Raw genomic sequence first — 16,996 nt, 5'->3', positions numbered from 1 at the left:
ACGTCCCCCCGTGTCGCGCGGCGTGTCGGCTCGACATCCGCCCGATCCGGTCCCTCCGGAGCCGACGGGGCGTCAAACCTCCGGCGGGCGGGCGCTGTTCGGGTCAACCACGCCGGGGGCCGATTGGCTTTCTCAGTGCCGGTCGGGGCAGGATTCGTACCCAGGCGGGCAGTTTGCGGCGCTTCGTGGTGCGAGCCCGGCCCCTGACCACCCCTCGCCTGAATGAGCAACGTGTACGGACCGGCCCACGCCTCCGTGCACGGCATAGCAACAGACCACAGGAGTACACATGAACCGCAGTGAGCTGGTGGCCGCTCTGGCCGAGCGCGCCGAGGTGACCCGCAAGGACGCCGACGCGGTGCTGGCCGCCTTCGCCGAGATCACCGGCGAGGTCGTCGCCAAGGGCGACGAGAAGGTCACCATCCCCGGTTTCCTGACCTTCGAGCGCACCCTCCGCGCCGCCCGCACCGCCCGCAACCCGCAGACCGGCGAGCCGATCCAGATCGCGGCCGGCTACAGCGTCAAGGTCAGCGCCGGCTCGAAGCTCAAGGAAGCCGCCAAGGGCAAGTGACGCGTCTCTGAGCGCCGAACACGACGGTGGCCGGTCTCCCCTCGGGGAGACCGGCCACCGGTCGTTCCGGGCACCGTCTCAGACGGTGACGAGCTCCTCGGCCTCGGCCGGCAGCTCGATGTGCGCGCCCAGGTCGCGCAGCTTGTCCATGAAGTTCTCGTAGCCGCGGTTGATCAGGTCGATGCCGTGCACGGTCGAGGTGCCCTCGGCCGCCAGCGCCGCGATCAGGTACGAGAAGCCGCCGCGCAGGTCCGGGATGATCAGCTCGCCGCCGATCAGCTTGGACGGGCCGGAGACCACCGCGGAGTGCTTGAAGTTGCGGGCGCCGAAGCGGCAGGGGGTGCCGCCCAGGCACTCGCGGTAGAGCTGGATGTGCGCGCCCATCTGGTTCAGCGCGCCGGTGAAGCCGAGCCGCGACTCGTACACCGTCTCGTGCACGATCGACAGGCCGGTGGCCTGGGTCAGCGCGACCACCAGCGGCTGCTGCCAGTCGGTCTGGAAGCCGGGGTGCACGTCGGTCTCCAGGGCGATCGCCTTGAGCTCGCCGCCCGGGTGCCAGAAGCGGATGCCCTCGTCGTCGATCTCGTAGGCGCCGCCGACCTTCCGGAAGGTGTTCAGGAAGGTCATCATCGGGATCTGCTCGGCGCCGCGGACGTAGATGTCGCCGCGGGTGGCCAGCGCGGCGCAGGCCCAGGAGGCCGCCTCGAGGCGGTCCGGGAGAGCCTTGTGGTTGTAGCCGCCGAGCTCGTCCACACCGGTGATCAGGATGGTGCGGTCGGTGCCCAGCGAGATGATCGCGCCCATCTTCTGCAGGACGCAGATCAGGTCGACGATCTCCGGCTCGATGGCCGCGTTGCGCAGCTCGGTGACGCCCTCCGCGAGCACCGCGGTGAGCAGCACCTGCTCGGTCGCGCCGACCGAGGGGTAGGGCAGCTCGATCTTGGTGCCGCGCAGCCGCTGCGGGGCGACCAGGTAGGTGCCCTGCGGGTGCTTCTCGATGGTGGCGCCGAACTGGCGCAGCACCTCGAAGTGGAAGTCGACCGGGCGACCGCCGATGTCGCAGCCGCCGAGGCCCGGGATGAAGGCGTGGCCGATGCGGTGCAGCAGCGGGCCGCAGAAGAGGATCGGGATCCGCGAGGAGCCGGCGTGCGCGTCGATGTCGGCGACGTTCGCGCTCTCCACGTGGGAGGGGTCGAGGATCAGCTCGCCGGCCTCGTCGCCGGTGCGCACGGTGACCCCGTGCAGTTGCAGCAGGCCGCGGACGACCTTGACGTCCCGGATGTCGGGCACGTTGCGCAGTCTGCTGGGGCCCTGGCCGAGCAGCGCGGCGACCATGGCCTTGGGGACCAGGTTCTTGGCACCGCGGATCTGGATCTCGCCTTCGAGCGGGTTTCCGCCGTGAACCAGCAGGACGTCGTCGGTCATCGTTCTCGCAATCCGGGTGCGCAGGGGAGGTTTTCGGCTGCGGGGTGGAGGGAAAAGCCCCTCACCACCCATAGATGGTAGAGGGTGGGCGATTGGTTCCCGTGTGCCCTATTGGTGATCATGGGCCCGGGGGCCCCTCCGAGCCCGGTGATTGGGCCGGACGAGTGGCCCCACCGGGGGCCGGACGGGTCATGGGTGGGTTTCGTGTTGGACACCCGTTGCGGCGTGTCCTGGGGGATCATTGCAGGCATGACCCCGGCCCTCTCGCACACCGGCCGCCTGCTCGTCGCGACGCCCGTGCTCACCGACCCGAACTTCGCCCGGGCCGTGGTGCTGCTGCTCGACCACGACGCGCAGGGCGCCCTCGGGGTGGTGCTGAACCGGCCGACGCCGGTCGAGATCGCCGCCGTGCTGGACGGCTGGGCGGAGCTGGCCGGGCTGCCCGCGGTGGTCTTCCAGGGCGGCCCGGTGGCGCTGGACTCGGCGCTGGCGGTGGCGCTGGTGCCGGGTGAGGAGGGTCACGTCGAACCGCTCGGCTGGCGGCGGGTGCACGGGGCGCTCGGGCTGGTCGACCTGGAGGCGCCGCCGGAGGTGCTGGCGGGGGAGCTGGGGGGCCTGCGGGTGTTCGCCGGCTACTCGGGCTGGTCGCCCGGCCAGTTGGAGAGCGAGATCGAGGAGGGTGCCTGGTACCTGGTCGACGCGGAGCCCGGCGACGTGTTCTGCCCCGACCCGGACCGGCTGTGGCGCTCGGTGCTGCGCCGCCAGCGCGGGCCGCTGGCGATGCTCGCGACCTACCCCGACGACCCCACGATGAACTGACCGCAGGCGCCCCGGCGGGCCGCCCCGGCGACAGTGGCCCGGTTCTCGGCGGCCCCCATAGACTTGGCACCCATGAGCACTCTTGAGCCCGAGCGCGGTCTCGGCACCGGCACCCTGGTCGAGCCCGTCCCGCAGACCTCGCACGGCGACGGCGACCACGAGCGCTACGCGCACTACGTCCAGAAGGACAAGATCATGGAGAGCGCCCTGTCGGGCTCTCCGGTGGTGGCGCTGTGCGGCAAGGTCTGGGTGCCCGGGCGCGACCCGAAGAAGTACCCGGTCTGCCCGATGTGCAAGGAGATCTACGAGGGGCTCAACAACCCCGACCAGGGCGGCGACGACAAGAAGTGACCCGGTCGGCAGGGCCGCGCCTGTAGTGGTCTATGCCAATCCGGGGTGACCGGGGCAGGATGAGCCGCATGGATCTCATCCCCGCCCCGTCCCGTTTCCGCGCCGGTGAGGGCGCCTTCGAGCTGCGGCCGGACACCGGCCTGCACGCCGCTCCCGGCACGGAGCGGGCCGCCCGCCGGCTCCGCGCCGAACTGGGCCCGGCCACCGGCCTCGACCTCCCCCCGGCCGCCGCCCCCGAGGGCGCGATCGCGCTGGAGCTCGACCCGGCGCTCGGCGCCGAGGAGTACCGGATCGAGGCCGGCGCCGAGGGCGTGCGGCTGACCGCGGGCGGCGGGCCCGGCCTCGCGCACGCCGGGCAGACGCTCCGCCAGCTGCTCGGCCCCGCGGCCTACCGCAGGGCCCCGCTGCCCGGCGCCGAGTGGCGGGTCCCGGCGGTGCGGATCGAGGACCGGCCGCGGTTCGGCTGGCGCGGCGCCCTGCTGGACGTCTCCCGGCACTTCCTGCCCAAGGCGGACGTGCTGCGCTTCCTCGACCAGCTCGCCGCCCACAAGCTGAACGTGCTGCACCTGCACCTCACCGACGACCAGGGCTGGCGGATCGAGATCCGGCGCCACCCGCGGCTCACCGAGGTCGGCGCCTGGCGGGAGCGCTCGATGGTCGGCTTCCGCGCCGCCGACCGGCGCGACGACCGCCCGCACGGCGGCTACTACACCCAGGACGACCTGCGCGAGATCGTCGCGTACGCCGCCGAGCGGCACATCACCGTCGTCCCCGAGATCGACGTGCCCGGCCACATGCAGGCCGCCATCGCGGCCTACCCCGAGCTCGGCAACACCGACGTGGTGGACACCGCCGCGCTCGGCGTGTGGACCGACTGGGGCGTCTGCGAGAACGTGCTGAACGTCTCCGACGCCACCCTGCGCTTCGTCGAGGAGGTGCTGGAGGAGGTGCTGGAGATCTTCCCCTCCACCTTCGTCCACCTCGGCGGCGACGAGTGCCCCAAGGACCAGTGGAAGGCCAGCCCGGCCGCCCGGGCCCGGATCGAGGAGCTGGGCCTGGCCGACGAGGACGAGCTGCAGAGCTGGTTCATCCGGCACTTCGACCGCTGGCTGGCCGGGCGGGGCCGCCGGCTGATCGGCTGGGACGAGATCCTGGAGGGCGGCCTCGCCCCCGGCGCGGCGGTGTCGAGCTGGCGCGGGTACGAGGGCGGGGTGGCCGCCGCGAAGGCCGGGCACGACGTGGTGATGTGCCCCGAGCAGCACGTCTACCTCGACCACCGGCAGGCCGGCGGCGAGGACGAGCCGATCCCGGTCGGGTACGTGCGCACCCTGGAGGACGTCTACCGCTTCGAGCCGGTGCCGCCGGAGCTCGACGCCGACGCCGCCGCCCACGTGATCGGCACCCAGGCCAACATCTGGACCGAGTTCATGGACGACGCGCGGGACGTCGACTACCGGGCCTTCCCGCGGCTCGCCGCCTTCGCCGAGGTCGCCTGGTCCGACCTGCCGCGCGAGCCCGCCGCCCGCGACTGGGCCGGCTTCGAGCAGCGGATGGCCGCCCACTACGGGCGCCTCGACGCGCTCGGCGTCGAGTACCGCCGGCCGGAGGGCCCGCGCCCCTGGCAGCGCCGCCCCGGGGTGCTCGGCCGACCGAACGACAACCGCCCCGAGTGACCCTCGGTGACCCCCCGGGAACTCCGGGCGGAGCCGTCTCGTCAAGATCGAATGGAGGGCCGATCACCCGTACAACGGCTTGGACGCTTTTGCGCCCGGAGTTGTCCTGACTTGTGCATTACTGTCCGAGCCCCGGGAAATGATCAGCGGGCATTGTGTGCCACAGTTGCCCAACCCGCACCGATCGCCCGTACCCTACGGGCGAAGCCGCACTGCAGATGGAGCACGGTGGAATCCAGGTGAACCGGACGATCATGCTGCCGACCTCGGTCGACGAGGCCGTCGAGGCGCTGGCGGCCACCCCGGGCGCGGTGCCGGTGGCGGGCGCCACCGACCTCATGGAAGCCGTCAACGCCGGGCGGCTGAGGCCCGCCGCCCTGATCGGCCTCGGCCGGATCACCGAACTCCGCGGCTGGCGCTACGAGGACGGCGGCACCGCCGTCCTCGGCGCCGGTCTCACCCACGCCCGGATGGACCGGCCCGACTTCGCCGCGCTCATCCCCGCCCTCGCCGACGCCGCCCGCACCGCCGGACCCCCGCAGGTGCGCAACGTCGGCACGCTCGGCGGCAATATCGCCACCGCCGCCCCCACCGGCGACACCCTGCCCGTGCTCGCCGCCCTGGAGGCCACCGCCACCCTCGCCAGGGCCGGCGGCACCCGCGAGGTCCCGATCAGCCACCTGCTCACCGGGCTCGACCCGCTGCGCCCCGGCGAACTGCTCACCTGGGTGCGCGTGCCGTTGCTGCACGCCCCCCAGGTCTTCCTCAAGGCCGGCGGCCGCAGCGGCCCGGCCCGCGCCACCGCCTCCGTCGCCCTGGTCCTCGACCCCGCCCGGCGCGCCGTGCGCTGCGCGGTCGGCGCCGTCGCCCCCGTGCCGCTGCGCCCGCTGGAGGCCGAGGCCTGGGTCGGCGGCTGCATCGACTGGGACTCCCGGGGCGAGGAGGGCGCCGCACTGATCGACCCCGCCGCGCTCGCCGCCTTCGGCGAGTACGTGGCGGGCGCCTGCGTCCCCGAGACCGGCGCCGGCGACGAGGGGCCGGGCTCGGCAGCCGCCCGACTGCGGCGTACCGTATCGGTGCTGGCCCGCCGGGCACTGGGAAGGGCGCTGAAGTGACGGACGAACTCGTGAGTGGGCACGACCACGGACACGGTGGTCCGGTGGGCGACGTGCGCCCCACCGCCTCGTACACGCTGCGCGTCAACGGCTTCGAACGGCCGGTCACCGACGCCTGGATCGGCGAGAGCCTGCTCTACGTGCTGCGCGAGCGGCTCGGCCTGGCCGGCGCCAAGGACGGCTGCGAGCAGGGCGAGTGCGGTGCCTGCTCGGTGCAGGTCGACGGGCAGCTGGTGGCCGGCTGCCTGGTCCCCGCCGCGCTCGCCGCGGACAGCGAGATCGCCACCGTCGAGGGCCTGTCCGGACCGGACGGTGCCAGCGACGTCCAGCAGGCGCTCGCCGACTCCGGCGCCGTGCAGTGCGGCTACTGCACCCCCGGCCTCGCGATGGCCGTCCACGACCTGCTGCAGCGCAACCACCGGCCGAGCGAGGTCGAGGCCCGCCAGGCGCTGTGCGGCAACCTCTGCCGCTGCACCGGCTACCGCGGCGTGCTCGCCGCCGTCCAGAGCGTCGCCGAGGCCCGCGAGGCCGAGCTGGAGGCCGAGCTGGCCGCCGCCGAGGACGCGGCCCGCGCCGCGGCCCCGACCGCCGCGGACGGCGACGCCCGCGCGGCGGCCCCGGCCACCGGAACCGACCAGGACGCGCTCGCCGCCGCCGTGGCCACCGCGCAGTCCGCCGCCGACCTGCCGCTCGCCGGCGAACTGCCGCTCTACGCCGACGCCGAGCTCTGGCACGAGGCCGAGGTGCCCGCCCCGCCCACCGCCGCCGCGGTCGGCGGGGTCGTCCCGGACGAGGTGCTGGCCGGCCTCTCCGGCCCCGGCGCCACCACCACCCACCAGACCGGCGTCTACGAGCCCGCCGGCGGGCCCGGCTACGCGCCCTACCCCGGGTACGACGACGCCGCCGCGGGCTACGACACCGGCACCTTCCACACCCTGCCGCCGCAGGGCGTCCCCGGCCAGGGCGTCCCCGCGCAGGGCATCCCTTCGCAGGGCGCACCGGCGCACGGCGTGCCGGCGCAGGCCGAGGGCTACGACACCGGCACCTTCCAGGTGCCCTACCAGGGCGGCTACCCGGCCCACGGCCACCAGGGCGGCTACGACCCGGCCGGCTACGAGACCGCCGGCTACCAGGGCGGCGGTTACGAGGCCACCCCCGCGCACGGCACCGCCCACGACGGCCACCCGCACGACGGCACCCCCGCCCACGGCACCCCGTACATCCCCACCCCGCCGCACGGCACCGCCGCCGGCCACGGCAGCGTGTACGAGGACGGCACGGCGTACGGCACCCCCGGCTACGACCCGCAGCACGGCGGGCCCGGCGTGCCCTACGGCTACGACGGCGCCACCCCCGCCCACGGAATCCGGCTCCCCGAGGACGAGAACGCATGACCTCCGCCACCGAGCTCCCGGCCACCGAGGTCCCGGCCGCCGGCCCCGCGGAGCCGGCCGAACCCTTCGGCCTCGGCAGCTCGCCGCTGCGCACCGACGCCCTGCCCAAGGCGCTCGGCATCTACCCGTACGCCGCCGACCTGTGGGCCGAGGGCCTCCTCTGGGGCGCGGTGCTGCGCTCCCCGTACCCGCACGCCCGGATCGTCTCCGTCGACACCTCCGCCGCGCTCGCCGTCCCCGGCGTGCACGCCGTGGTCACCGCCGCTGACCTCCCGCCCGGCCCCGACGGCACCCCCGACGGCGCCCCCGCCGGCCCGGTCGTCGCCGACCGCCCCGTGCTCGCCGCCGGCGTCGTCCGCCACCACGGCGAACCCGTCGCCGCCGTCGCCGCCGACCACCCCGACACCGCCCGGCTCGCCGCCGCCTCCATCGTCGTCGAGTACGAGCCGCTGGAGGCCGTCACCGACCCCGAGGCCGCGTTCAACGCCCCGCCGCTGCACCCCGACGGCAACCTCTTCCGCCACCTCCCGCTGCGCAGCGGCGACCCCGACGCGGTCGGCGAGGTCATCGTCGAGGGCCTCTACCAGGTCGGCCGCCAGGACCCCGCCCCGATCGGCGCCGAAGCCGGCCTCGCCGTCCCCCGCCCCGACGGCGGCGTCGAGCTCCACCTCTCCACCACCGACCCGCACGGCGACCGCGACCGCACCGCCGCCTGCCTCGGCCTCGAACCCGACCGGGTCCGGACGGTCGTCACCGGCGTCCCCGGCGCCACCGCCGACCGCGAGGACCTCTCCTTCCAGGTCGTCCTCGCCCTCCTCGCACTGCGCACCGGCCGCCCCGTGAAGATGACCCTCACCCGCGAGGAGTCCTTCCAGACCCACGTCTCGCGCCACCCCGCCCTGCTGCGCTACCGCCACCACGCCGACGCCGAGGGCCGCCTGGTCAAGGTCGAGGCACAGATCCTGCTCGACGGCGGCGCCTACGCCGACGTCTCCGCCGAGGCCCTCGCCGCCGCCGTCGCCTTCTCCGCCGGCCCGTACGTCTGCCCCAACGTCTTCGTCGAGGCCTGGGCCGTGCGCACCAACAACCCGCCCGCCGGACGGATGCGCGGCGAAGGAGCCCTCCAGGCCTGCTTCGCGTACGAGTCGCAGATGGACCAGCTCGCGGCCCGGGTCGGCATCGACCCGATGGAGATCCGCCGCCGCAACGCCATGGCCACCGGCGACCCGCTGCCCACCGGCCAGGCCGTCACCTGCCCCGCCCCCGTCGGCGCCCTGCTCGACGCCCTCGCCGACTCCCCGCTGCCCGCCCTCCCGCTCGACGAACCCGAAGCCGACTGGCTGCTCCCCGGCGGCCCCGGCGGCGCCGGCGACCCCGCCGCCGTCCGCCGCGGCATCGGCTACGCCGTCGGCATGGTGCACATGCTCGGCGCCGAGGGCGAGGACGAGGTCGCCACCGCGACCGTCCGGGTCAGCGGCGACCACGCCACCGTCATCTGCGCCGCCGTCGACTCCGGCCAGGGCTTCGCCACCCTCGCCCGGCAGATCGTCCAGTCCGTGCTCGGCGTCTCCGAGGTCTACGTCGCCCCCGTCGACAGCGACCAGTCCGCCGCCGGACCCTCCGCCCGCGGCCGGCACACCTGGGTCTCCGGCGGCGCCGTCGAACGCGCCGCACTGATGGTCCGCCACCAGATGCTGCAGCCCATCGCCGCCGACTTCGGCATGTCCGTCGAACTCCTCACCATCGCCGACGGCAAGATCACCTCGTACGACGGCGTCCTCGGCATGCCCGTCAGCCAGGCACTCGAAGGCCGCGAACTCTGGGCCACCGCCCAGTGCCGCCCCCACCCCACCGAACCCCTCGACGAGAACGGCCAGGGCGACGCCTTCGTCTCCATCGCCTACTGTGCCATGCGCGCCGTCGTCGACGTCGACATCGAACTCGGCACCGTCCGCGTCGTCGACATGACCGTCGCCCAGGACGTCGGCCGCGCCCTGAACCCGCGTCAGATCGAGGACCGCATCGAAGCCGCCGTCGCCCAGGGCGTCGGCCTCGCCCTCTTCGAAGACCTCCGCACCGAGGGCGGCGTCCCCGTCAACCCCTCCCTCACCGGCTACCGCCTCCCCACCTCCCTCGACACCCCCGACATCCGCATCGCCACCCTCGTCGAAGAACGCGACGTCGTCGCCTCCTTCGGCGCCAAGGCCGTCAGCGCCGCCCCCGCCGTCGTCGCCCCCGCCGCCGTCGCCGCCGCCGTCCGCGCCGCCACCGGCCTCCCCGTCGGCCGCCTCCCCATCCAGCCCGAGGACGCCACCGTCCTCGCCTGACGGGCCGAAAGCCGTGGGCCCTGCGCATGACAGGCAGTCGGGAGATACCATCGAACGGCCTGCCACGCGGGGGGCACTGCGAGAACGAACGGGCTGCGGCACTCGACCGACGGGGAACTGATGACGCTGACCAAAGCCATGCGCGCACTCGGCGCAACGACCTTGGCGGGCGCACTGCTGCTCACCGCTGCCCCCCTGGCCACGGCGGACCAGGTGCGTGACGGGCAGTGGGTGAACGCCTACTACGACGTCAGCAAGGTGTGGAGCGTCAGCAAGGGCGACGGAGTCATCGTCGCCGTCCTCGACGAGGGAGTCGACGCCTCCCACCCGGACCTTGCGGGACAGGTCCTCCCCGGTTTCGACCTCAGCGGCAAGGGCCTCGCCCAGAAGCCCACCGATTCGCACGGCACCGGCATGGCCGCCGAGATCGCCGGCCACGGGCATGGCAACGGCGAGGGAGTTGTCGGGCTCGCGCCGGGGGCGAAGATCCTTCCGATCTACAAGCAGGATTCACAAGGGCGGAGCGTATTCCCCCAGGGAATCCGGTGGGCTGTCGATCACGGCGCGAAGATCATCAATGTCTCCCAGGGTGGGTACGTCCCGGCAGGTAGCGAGCCGGCCCTGACCGAGGCGCTCGCGTACGCGGCCCAGCACGATGTCCTCGTTGTCGCCTCGGCCGGCAATGACGGCAGGAACGTGCTCCACAACCCCGCCAACGAGGCTGGTGTCCTCGCGGTCGGGGCGACCGACAAGAGCGACGCGGCCTGGTCGAAGTCGAACTACGGTCCGCAGGTTCTGCTCTCCGCGCCCGGAGTACGGATGGTGACCGCGGGAGACTGCTCGGGCGGTCTGTACTGCGTGGCTGACGGTACTTCCGACTCGACTGCCTACGTCTCTGCCGCCGCCGCGTTGATCAGGGCCAAGTTTCCCCAGCTGACCGCTGGTCAAGTGGCCAACCGGCTGGTGAAGTCGGCGAAGGTTCCGGGAGCTCTCCAGGGGGCCAAGCTGCCGGACCCGCATTACGGGTACGGCATCCTTCGCCCGTACGAGGCGCTGACCATGGACATTCCGGCCGGGTCGGCGCAGGGGCCGCTCGCCAAGAGCGCCGGCTCAACTGCGTCGTCCGGAGCCGCCACCCCAGGTGGGGCGGGCCAGAACTCCGATCTTCCGACGCTTCCGGGCACGGGGCCGGCCAGCAAGTCCGGCTCCAGCGGGGGCATCAGTCCCGGAACGATCGTCATGGGGATCGTTCTTCTTCTGGTGGTCCTCATCGCCGTCGTCGTCGTCGCGACCAAGAACCGTCGCCGTCCGTCCGTACCCCCGGCTCCGCCCTACGGGCAGCCCCAGCAGCCTCCGTACGGCGCCGCTCCGGGCTGGCCGCCGGCCCAGCAGCAGCCGTACGGCAACCAGGCTCCGCCGCCTGGTTTCCCGCCGCAGAACCCGCAGCAGCCACAGCCCAACCCGTACCAGAACCCGTATGGTCAGGGTGGGAACCAGCAGCAGCGCTGACGGTGTATGAGTAAGTGCCGGTTAAGCGATACGATCGAACGCTCTGACTAACTGAACCTTGTCGCCTGTTGGTTGAGCACGCACACGGGGAAGCATTCGACACTCCAGGGGGAGGAGAGGGCCGCGTGGCCGACGGATACCGCGTCAACACTGACGAGCTGGAGGCAGTCGTAAAAAGACTGCGGGCCATCCAGCAGAACATGGCGCAGACCACTGAGAAGAGCACCTACGGCACGATCGTGTCGCAGTCGGACTTCGGCGTGAACTTCACCCACGCCGACGGTCTCTACCAGGCGCACGACCGCATGCAGGGCTGGCTCAGCCGCACCATCAACGATCTGAACGCGCTGATCAACGAGTTCGGGGACAAGACCCAGACCGTCAACAACGCGTACAAGGGCCTGGAGATGGAAGGCGTCGCCACCATGAACAAGTACCAGCAGGAGTTGGACTGACATGGCCGCACGACGCATTCCCGAGTTCGAGGGCCAGGCCCTCATCCCGCTCAAGGCGATGGTCTCCAACTCGAGCCCCGAGAACCTGAGCAAGGCCGCCGAGCACTGGGCCGCCGTCCAGACCGAGCTGCAGTCCGCCGCAGCCGATCTCCAGAAGGCCGTCGAGCACGCACGGGCCAACTGGGACGGCGCTGCCGCGGACGGCTTCTCCAGCAAGGCCACCCAGATCCAGACCAGCCTCAGCAACACGGCCGATCACGCAGCCAAGACCTCGTCGGCCATGCACCTCGCTGCCAACGCGCTCAAGGCGACCAAGTCCGCCATGGCCGACATCGAGGTCCCGAGCAGCCTGGACAGCGGCTGGAAGTGGGTCACCGACATGGGTGACCGCTCCGACGCGCAGTTCAAGGCCGACCTCGCCGGCGGCATGGACCGCTTCGCCGCCGTCAACAAGAACTACGACGAGCTCTCGGCGACCGAGATCCAGCACCAGTACGCCATCGGCACGATGGAGTACCTCGCGCCGTACTACGAGAAGGCGGCCAATGAGATGCCGCCGCCTCCCGAGTACGGGAACGACAACGAGAACCGTGAGGCGTTCCCGCCGAAGCCGACGACTCCGCCGGTTCAGCAGACGCCCACGCAGCCCGTTCCGCCGATGATGCCGCCGAAGAAGGTGCCGACGGATCCGGGTGGTGGCGGGGACCTGCCGCCGAGTTCGCCCGGGGTGCCGCCGCAGCATCCGCAGCCGCCGCAGGTGCCCGGGCACGTGCCGCCGGGTGAGACGTTGCCGGGGCACGTGCCGGCGATCCCGCCGCGGACGAACATCGACGGGTGGACGCCTCCGGACCACAACACCATGCCGGGTGGCGGTACGCAGCTGCCGGGCACCGGTGGTGGCGGTCTGCCGGGTGTCGGCGGCGGTGGTGGCGGCGGTGGCGGCTACGTGCCGGGTGGCGGCGGTGCCGGTTACATCCCGGGGATGGGCGGCGGTGGTGTCGGTGGCGGTTCGCGCGGTGGCGTGACCGGTGCCGGCGGTGCCGGGCGTCCCGGGACGGCCAGTGGTGGCGCGGGTGGTGCCGGTGCGGGCGGCCGGTCTGGTGCCGGTGGTGCCGGTGCCGGTGGTGCCGCGCAGGGCCGTGGTGCTGCCGGTATGGGCGGCATGGGCGGTATGCACGGCGGCGGCATGGGCGGCGGCGGTGGTGCCAAGGGCGGCGGCAAGGGCGGAAGCGGCCTGGTCCGCAAGGCCGGTGGCACGATCGGCGGCGCGAAGGGCGGTGCTGCGAGCGGCCGGGCGTTCACCGAGGGCGGTTCGGGCCTCGGCCGGGGCCGTGGTGGCCAGGCCGGTGCTGGTGCTGCCGGGATGCACGGTGCGCCGGGTGCCGGTGGCGCTGGCAAGAAGAAGGGCAAGGACGGGAACCGTCCGGACTACCTGGTCGAGGACGAGGACACCTGGCGCGGTGGCACGGCCAACCCGCCGGTGATCGAGTAGTCGATCGGCGGCAGGGGACGGCCGTAGAAGCAGGAAGGAGCGGGTGGCCCGTCGGGCCGCCCGCTCCTTCCGCGTCCGACCGGCGGGTCAGCCGACGCCGGGGGCCTTGGCGCGGACGTAGGCGGCCCATTCGGTCTGGAACTGTTCGAGGCTGCGGCCGGTGGCCGTGGTGATCTGCTGCTTGTACTCCTTGGGCGCGGTGTAGTGGGCGATGACGAAGGCGAAGGTCTTGTCCTCGCCGTAGGTCTCGGCCATGTAGCGCACGGCGGAGGCCCCGAGCGCGTAGTTCGCGGAGCGGGTGCGGGCTGTCTTGGAGTAGAAGTCCATGCTCTCGGGGAGTTCGCCGTCGAAGGCGAAGCCCTGGAGGGAGGCGCGCAGGTCGGCGAGGAAGCGGTCGTTCTTGCCGCGGAACGCCATGTAGTCGCCGAAGCCTTCGACGACCCAGGTCTGGGTGTCCTGGAGGCCTTCGACCAGGACGACTTCGGTGGCGAGGACCTCGACCAGGGCGTGGCCCATCTCGTGGCGGCTGATCTCGGTGACGCCGTTCTTCCAGTCGGCGCTGGTGAAGCGGCTGAGCGAGGTGTCCATGACGATCCGGGAGCCGCCGATCACCAGTTGCTTCTCGGTCTCGGTGCCGTAGGCGGGGACGGGCATGTTGACGCCGGCTTCGAGCTTGTCGTTCTCGCGGCCGTCGCCGTTGTAGAGCTTGTTATAGACGGCGCGGTCCTTCTCGAGGACGACGAAGAAGCCGCGGGCGCTCTCGCGGCCGTTGGGCGCGGCGGGGGCGGACTTCTTCCAGGCGGCGAGGTCGTCCTTGGCGGCCTGGCTCATCACGTCGATGTCGCGCTTGAGTTCGGCGACCTGCTTCTGGTCGGAGACGGCGACCAGGTTGTCGCGGATCTCGACGGCGAAGTCCGGGTAGTAGTCCCAGGGCGCGGGGTAGTAGGCGTCCTCGCGGGGCTTGCCGTCGCGTCCCTTCGCGCTGGCGACCTCGGTGATGACCGGGGCTCCGGTGCCGGGCTGGACCCGCCAGTTGTACCGCTCGGGGACCGGCTTGTTGTCGACGCCCTTCACCTGGTGGGCGAAGGTGACCATCATGTCGCCGTTGAGCGGGGAGGGGTACTCGGTCTCCCACTTCGCCTGTTCCCAGGGGATCTTGACGAGGTTGCGGAAGACCTTGCGCTGCTGTTCACGGAGCGCGTCGCCCTGGAACGGCTTGAGGAAGGCCTCCTCGTCCTTGGCGGCGAGCGCGGCGGTCATGTTGTCGGCGAGCTTCTGCCACGGGCTGGTCTCGTGCGAGAGGTCGACCGGGGCGGGTCTGGTGGAGATCTTGTACACCACCAGGCCGGCGAAGATCGCGACGAGTCCGAGGACGACGCCCCCGACGATGAGCAGGGCGCGCAGTCCGCGCCGGGGCGGACGGCCCTCGGGGCCGGTGGGCGGGGTGTACTGGGTGGGGAACTGCCCCGGGGGGAACTGGCCCGGGGGGAACTGGCCCGGAGGGAACGGCCCCTGCTGGTACGGACCCTGCGGCCCCTGCTGGTGGGAGCCTTGCGGGCCCTGCTGGTACGGGCCGCCGGGGAACTGCGGGGAGGGGAACCGGCCGGGCGGCGGTGCGGCCGCCGGCTGCTCCTGCCAGGGCGGCGGCGGAGTCTGCTGCGGTCCCCCCGGAGGGGTGGGCGGCTGCGGGTACGTCATGGTTCTCCCCCAAGGTGTGTGCTTCCCCGTACGCCAGTTCGGCGGCCGATCCTATCGGCAGGGTGGTCGGCCGCCCCGGACCGCACATGTGCTCGGCTGTCGATAGGGTGATCGGTCACGTGCCGCCGCCACCGGTGCGGTGCGGGACCAACGGGGAGGACGACGGGGTATGAGCGAGCCCGATTTCCGGGTGCGGCCCGAGGCGCTGGACCGCTACGCGGCGCTGATCCAGCAGCAGCGGGAGCAACTGGCGAGGATTCAGTCGGTGTTGGCGGGTGTCGAGGTGCCCGGCGGGGCGTTCGGGCACCTGCCGGACTCGGACGAGCTGCACGAGGGGTACAACGAGCACGCCACCGGTGAGCAGCAGAACCTCTCGGACCTGATGGAGGTGCTGGACTTCGCGGCGGAGGGCCTGCAGGACAGCGCGGCCAACTACCGGGAGACCGAGGACGGCATCCACACCATGGTCGGCGGTGGCCGATGACCACGGCTGCGGACGTCGCCGGCGCGTACAAGTGGACGCGGGACTACCTCAAGGAGCCGCTGCTGCCGATCCCGGAGATCCACAACCCGGCGCAGGGGGCGATCGACGGGGCGCTGGACGACGCGGTCCGGTGGACGCTGGAGAAGACCGGTCTGCTGGAGATGCTGGAGAAGGTCACCGGCAACGCCAGCGCGCTGACCGCGGCCGCTCAGCAGTGGCAGGCGCAGGCGCAGGCCACCCGCGACGTGGCGGCCGAGCTGCGGCGCGGCGGTGACGAGCTGGCGGAGCAGTGGCACGGCGAGGCGTCGGCGGCGTTCGGCGGGCACATGGGCCAGGTGGTCGAGGCGATCGACGCGACCGCCGAGGACATGGCGCAGACCGCCCAGCTGCTGAGCGGCGCGGCGGCGGAGTGCAAGCTCGCCGAGGACATGGTCGTGGAGATCATCCGCGAGGCGATCGAGTGGATCCTGGTCACCATCGCGGTCGGCATCGTCGCGGACATCCTGACGCTGGGCCTGGCCACCGTGGTGGACGCGCTGGTGGTGGAGGCCGAGATGCTGGTCTTCATCGCCCGGGTGGAGAAGGTCTCGGTGACCCTGGCCCGCAAGCTGCGGACGCTGCGCCGCCTGATCAAGCAGATGCGCGAGGCCGAGAAGCTCGGCGAGAAGATCAAGAAGGCCAACTCGGCGCGCAAGATGATCGGCCGGATGCGCAAGGGCGGCAAGAGCTTCAAGGACCCCAGCACCTGGATGAACCCGTACAAGTCGCCGGAGCGCTTCCTCACCATGACGGCGCTCAAGGGCTTCCAGGGTGCGGTGGCGGAGCCGGGGTTCAAGGCGGTGACCGGGCTGACCGGTACGCCGACCGCGCCGATCGGGGACGCGATCAACAGCGACACCAACATCGACGCGGTGACCCACCAGTTCGACGGCGAGCGGCCGGCGCCGGCCTACCACGTGCCGAAGACCCGGATCGAGGAGGCGTTCGGCTGATGGCGCGGCGTGGTCCCAAGGCGGAGCAGGCGTACCGCGAGCGGCTGGCGGGTTGGGTGCGGCTGCCGGAGGCGTACCTGGAGCCGGGGGAGCGGCTGTTCGGGGTCTGCGACCTCGGGCTGGACCGGTACGTCCGGCGGGAGCTGCCCCGGCGGTACCGGGTGGAGAAGCCGCCGGTGCCGGGCCGCGAGCAGGCGCGGGCGAAGGAGGGGCGGGGCTGTCTGACCGTCCTGCTGCTGCCGCTCCAGCTGCTGGATGTGGCGGGCTGGGTCGAGGAGCTCGGCGACGCGCTGTTCGAGAAGACCTTCAAGGGGATCCGCCGGGCGTTCCACGGCAGGCCGTTCGTGGGCGGTTGGGGCTCCTCGGCCGGGCGGTTCGTGATCGCGGTCCGGACCGGGCCGCTGCGCCACCGCGCGTTCCGGCACAATCGCGCGCTGCTGGCGGTCACCGACCGCCGGGTGCTGCTGGTGGACCACGACAACGGCGAGCTGATGGGCGTCTTCGGCCGGGCCGAGCTGCACCGCACCGGGGTTCGCCGCTCCCGCCAGCCCGAGCGGGTGGACCTGGTCTTCGCCGACGGCTCGCTGCTCGCCGTGGTGGCGGACTCCCCGGCCGACGCGGACGCCCTCTCCGCACTGGTCCGCGGGTAGCCGGAATCCGGCGCCGGCACCCGGCGCCGGAATCCGTCGCG

General features: G+C 72.7%; 15 protein-coding genes. 13 read left to right on the top strand and 2 right to left on the bottom strand.

Going from position 1 to position 16,996, the window contains the following annotated elements; genetic code table 11:
• Positions 1–289 precede the first annotated feature (289 nt).
• Positions 290–571 carry an HU family DNA-binding protein gene (locus ABEB06_RS14910; protein ID WP_253797902.1) on the top strand — a complete coding sequence of 94 codons (282 nt, stop codon included), beginning with the start codon at positions 290–292 and terminating at the stop codon, positions 569–571.
• A gap of 78 nt (positions 572–649) precedes the next feature.
• Here ABEB06_RS14910 and murA read toward each other — a convergent pair whose 3' ends face one another.
• Entirely contained in the window at positions 650–1,996 is a 1,347-nt protein-coding gene (gene murA, locus ABEB06_RS14905) for a UDP-N-acetylglucosamine 1-carboxyvinyltransferase (RefSeq protein WP_345697348.1), read from the bottom strand.
• 240 nt (positions 1,997–2,236) lie between these two features.
• Here murA and ABEB06_RS14900 point away from each other — a divergent pair, with 240 nt between their 5' ends.
• The 9 genes from ABEB06_RS14900 (at position 2,237) to ABEB06_RS14860 (ending at position 13,131) form a co-directional block, all read left to right on the top strand.
• Positions 2,237–2,815: a YqgE/AlgH family protein gene (locus ABEB06_RS14900; RefSeq protein WP_345701852.1), complete on the top strand. Its 579-nt coding sequence runs from the start codon at positions 2,237–2,239 to the stop codon at positions 2,813–2,815.
• A 72-nt stretch (positions 2,816–2,887) separates the two neighbouring features.
• Positions 2,888–3,166, top strand: coding sequence for a DUF3039 domain-containing protein (locus ABEB06_RS14895; protein WP_345697347.1), 279 nt, complete (start codon positions 2,888–2,890; stop codon positions 3,164–3,166).
• 68 nt (positions 3,167–3,234) lie between these two features.
• Positions 3,235–4,839: a beta-N-acetylhexosaminidase gene (locus tag ABEB06_RS14890; RefSeq protein ID WP_345697346.1), complete on the top strand. Its 1,605-nt coding sequence runs from the start codon at positions 3,235–3,237 to the stop codon at positions 4,837–4,839.
• Positions 4,840–5,057: 218 nt separating this feature from the next.
• Positions 5,058–5,954 carry an FAD binding domain-containing protein gene (locus ABEB06_RS14885; protein WP_345697345.1) on the top strand — a complete coding sequence of 299 codons (897 nt, stop codon included), beginning with the start codon at positions 5,058–5,060 and terminating at the stop codon, positions 5,952–5,954.
• 44 nt (positions 5,955–5,998) lie between these two features.
• Positions 5,999–7,348, top strand: a complete 1,350-nt coding sequence (locus ABEB06_RS39360; RefSeq protein ID WP_425559627.1) for a (2Fe-2S)-binding protein — start codon at positions 5,999–6,001, stop codon at positions 7,346–7,348.
• On the top strand, positions 7,345–9,675 hold the full coding sequence (locus ABEB06_RS14875) for a xanthine dehydrogenase family protein molybdopterin-binding subunit (RefSeq protein ID WP_345697344.1): 2,331 nt from the start codon (positions 7,345–7,347) through the stop codon (positions 9,673–9,675). The genes ABEB06_RS39360 and ABEB06_RS14875 overlap by 4 nt, the downstream gene beginning before the upstream one ends.
• Positions 9,676–9,795: 120 nt before the next feature.
• Entirely contained in the window at positions 9,796–11,184 is a 1,389-nt protein-coding gene (locus ABEB06_RS14870; protein ID WP_345697343.1) for a S8 family serine peptidase, read from the top strand.
• Positions 11,185–11,384: 200 nt separating this feature from the next.
• Positions 11,385–11,639, top strand: coding sequence for a hypothetical protein (locus tag ABEB06_RS14865; protein ID WP_345697342.1), 255 nt, complete (start codon positions 11,385–11,387; stop codon positions 11,637–11,639).
• A gap of 1 nt (position 11,640) precedes the next feature.
• Positions 11,641–13,131: a WXG100 family type VII secretion target gene (locus ABEB06_RS14860; RefSeq protein ID WP_345697341.1), complete on the top strand. Its 1,491-nt coding sequence runs from the start codon at positions 11,641–11,643 to the stop codon at positions 13,129–13,131.
• 87 nt (positions 13,132–13,218) lie between these two features.
• Here ABEB06_RS14860 and ABEB06_RS14855 read toward each other — a convergent pair whose 3' ends face one another.
• Complete coding sequence (locus tag ABEB06_RS14855; protein WP_345697340.1) at positions 13,219–14,829, bottom strand: hypothetical protein; 1,611 nt, start codon at positions 14,827–14,829, stop codon at positions 13,219–13,221.
• A gap of 169 nt (positions 14,830–14,998) precedes the next feature.
• Between ABEB06_RS14855 and ABEB06_RS14850 the strand changes: the two genes are divergently transcribed.
• From ABEB06_RS14850 to ABEB06_RS14840, 3 genes are read left to right on the top strand one after another with little or no spacing between them, the layout of a single operon-like run.
• The gene (locus ABEB06_RS14850) at positions 14,999–15,313 is read left to right on the top strand and encodes a hypothetical protein (protein ID WP_345697339.1); all 315 of its coding nucleotides are present in this window, start codon (positions 14,999–15,001) and stop codon (positions 15,311–15,313) included.
• Complete coding sequence (locus ABEB06_RS14845) at positions 15,310–16,305, top strand: WXG100 family type VII secretion target (RefSeq protein WP_345697338.1); 996 nt, start codon at positions 15,310–15,312, stop codon at positions 16,303–16,305. Before ABEB06_RS14850 ends, ABEB06_RS14845 begins: the two co-directional genes overlap by 4 nt.
• Complete coding sequence (locus ABEB06_RS14840; RefSeq protein WP_345697337.1) at positions 16,305–16,955, top strand: hypothetical protein; 651 nt, start codon at positions 16,305–16,307, stop codon at positions 16,953–16,955. Before ABEB06_RS14845 ends, ABEB06_RS14840 begins: the two co-directional genes overlap by 1 nt.
• The last annotated feature ends 41 nt before the right edge of the window (positions 16,956–16,996 follow it).

It is taken from the genome of Kitasatospora terrestris (genome assembly GCF_039542905.1).
GTDB classification, from domain to species: domain Bacteria; phylum Actinomycetota; class Actinomycetes; order Streptomycetales; family Streptomycetaceae; genus Kitasatospora; species Kitasatospora terrestris.
The sequence above is the reverse complement of the archived record's forward strand: the minus strand, read 5'-3'. Positions and strand labels throughout refer to the sequence as shown.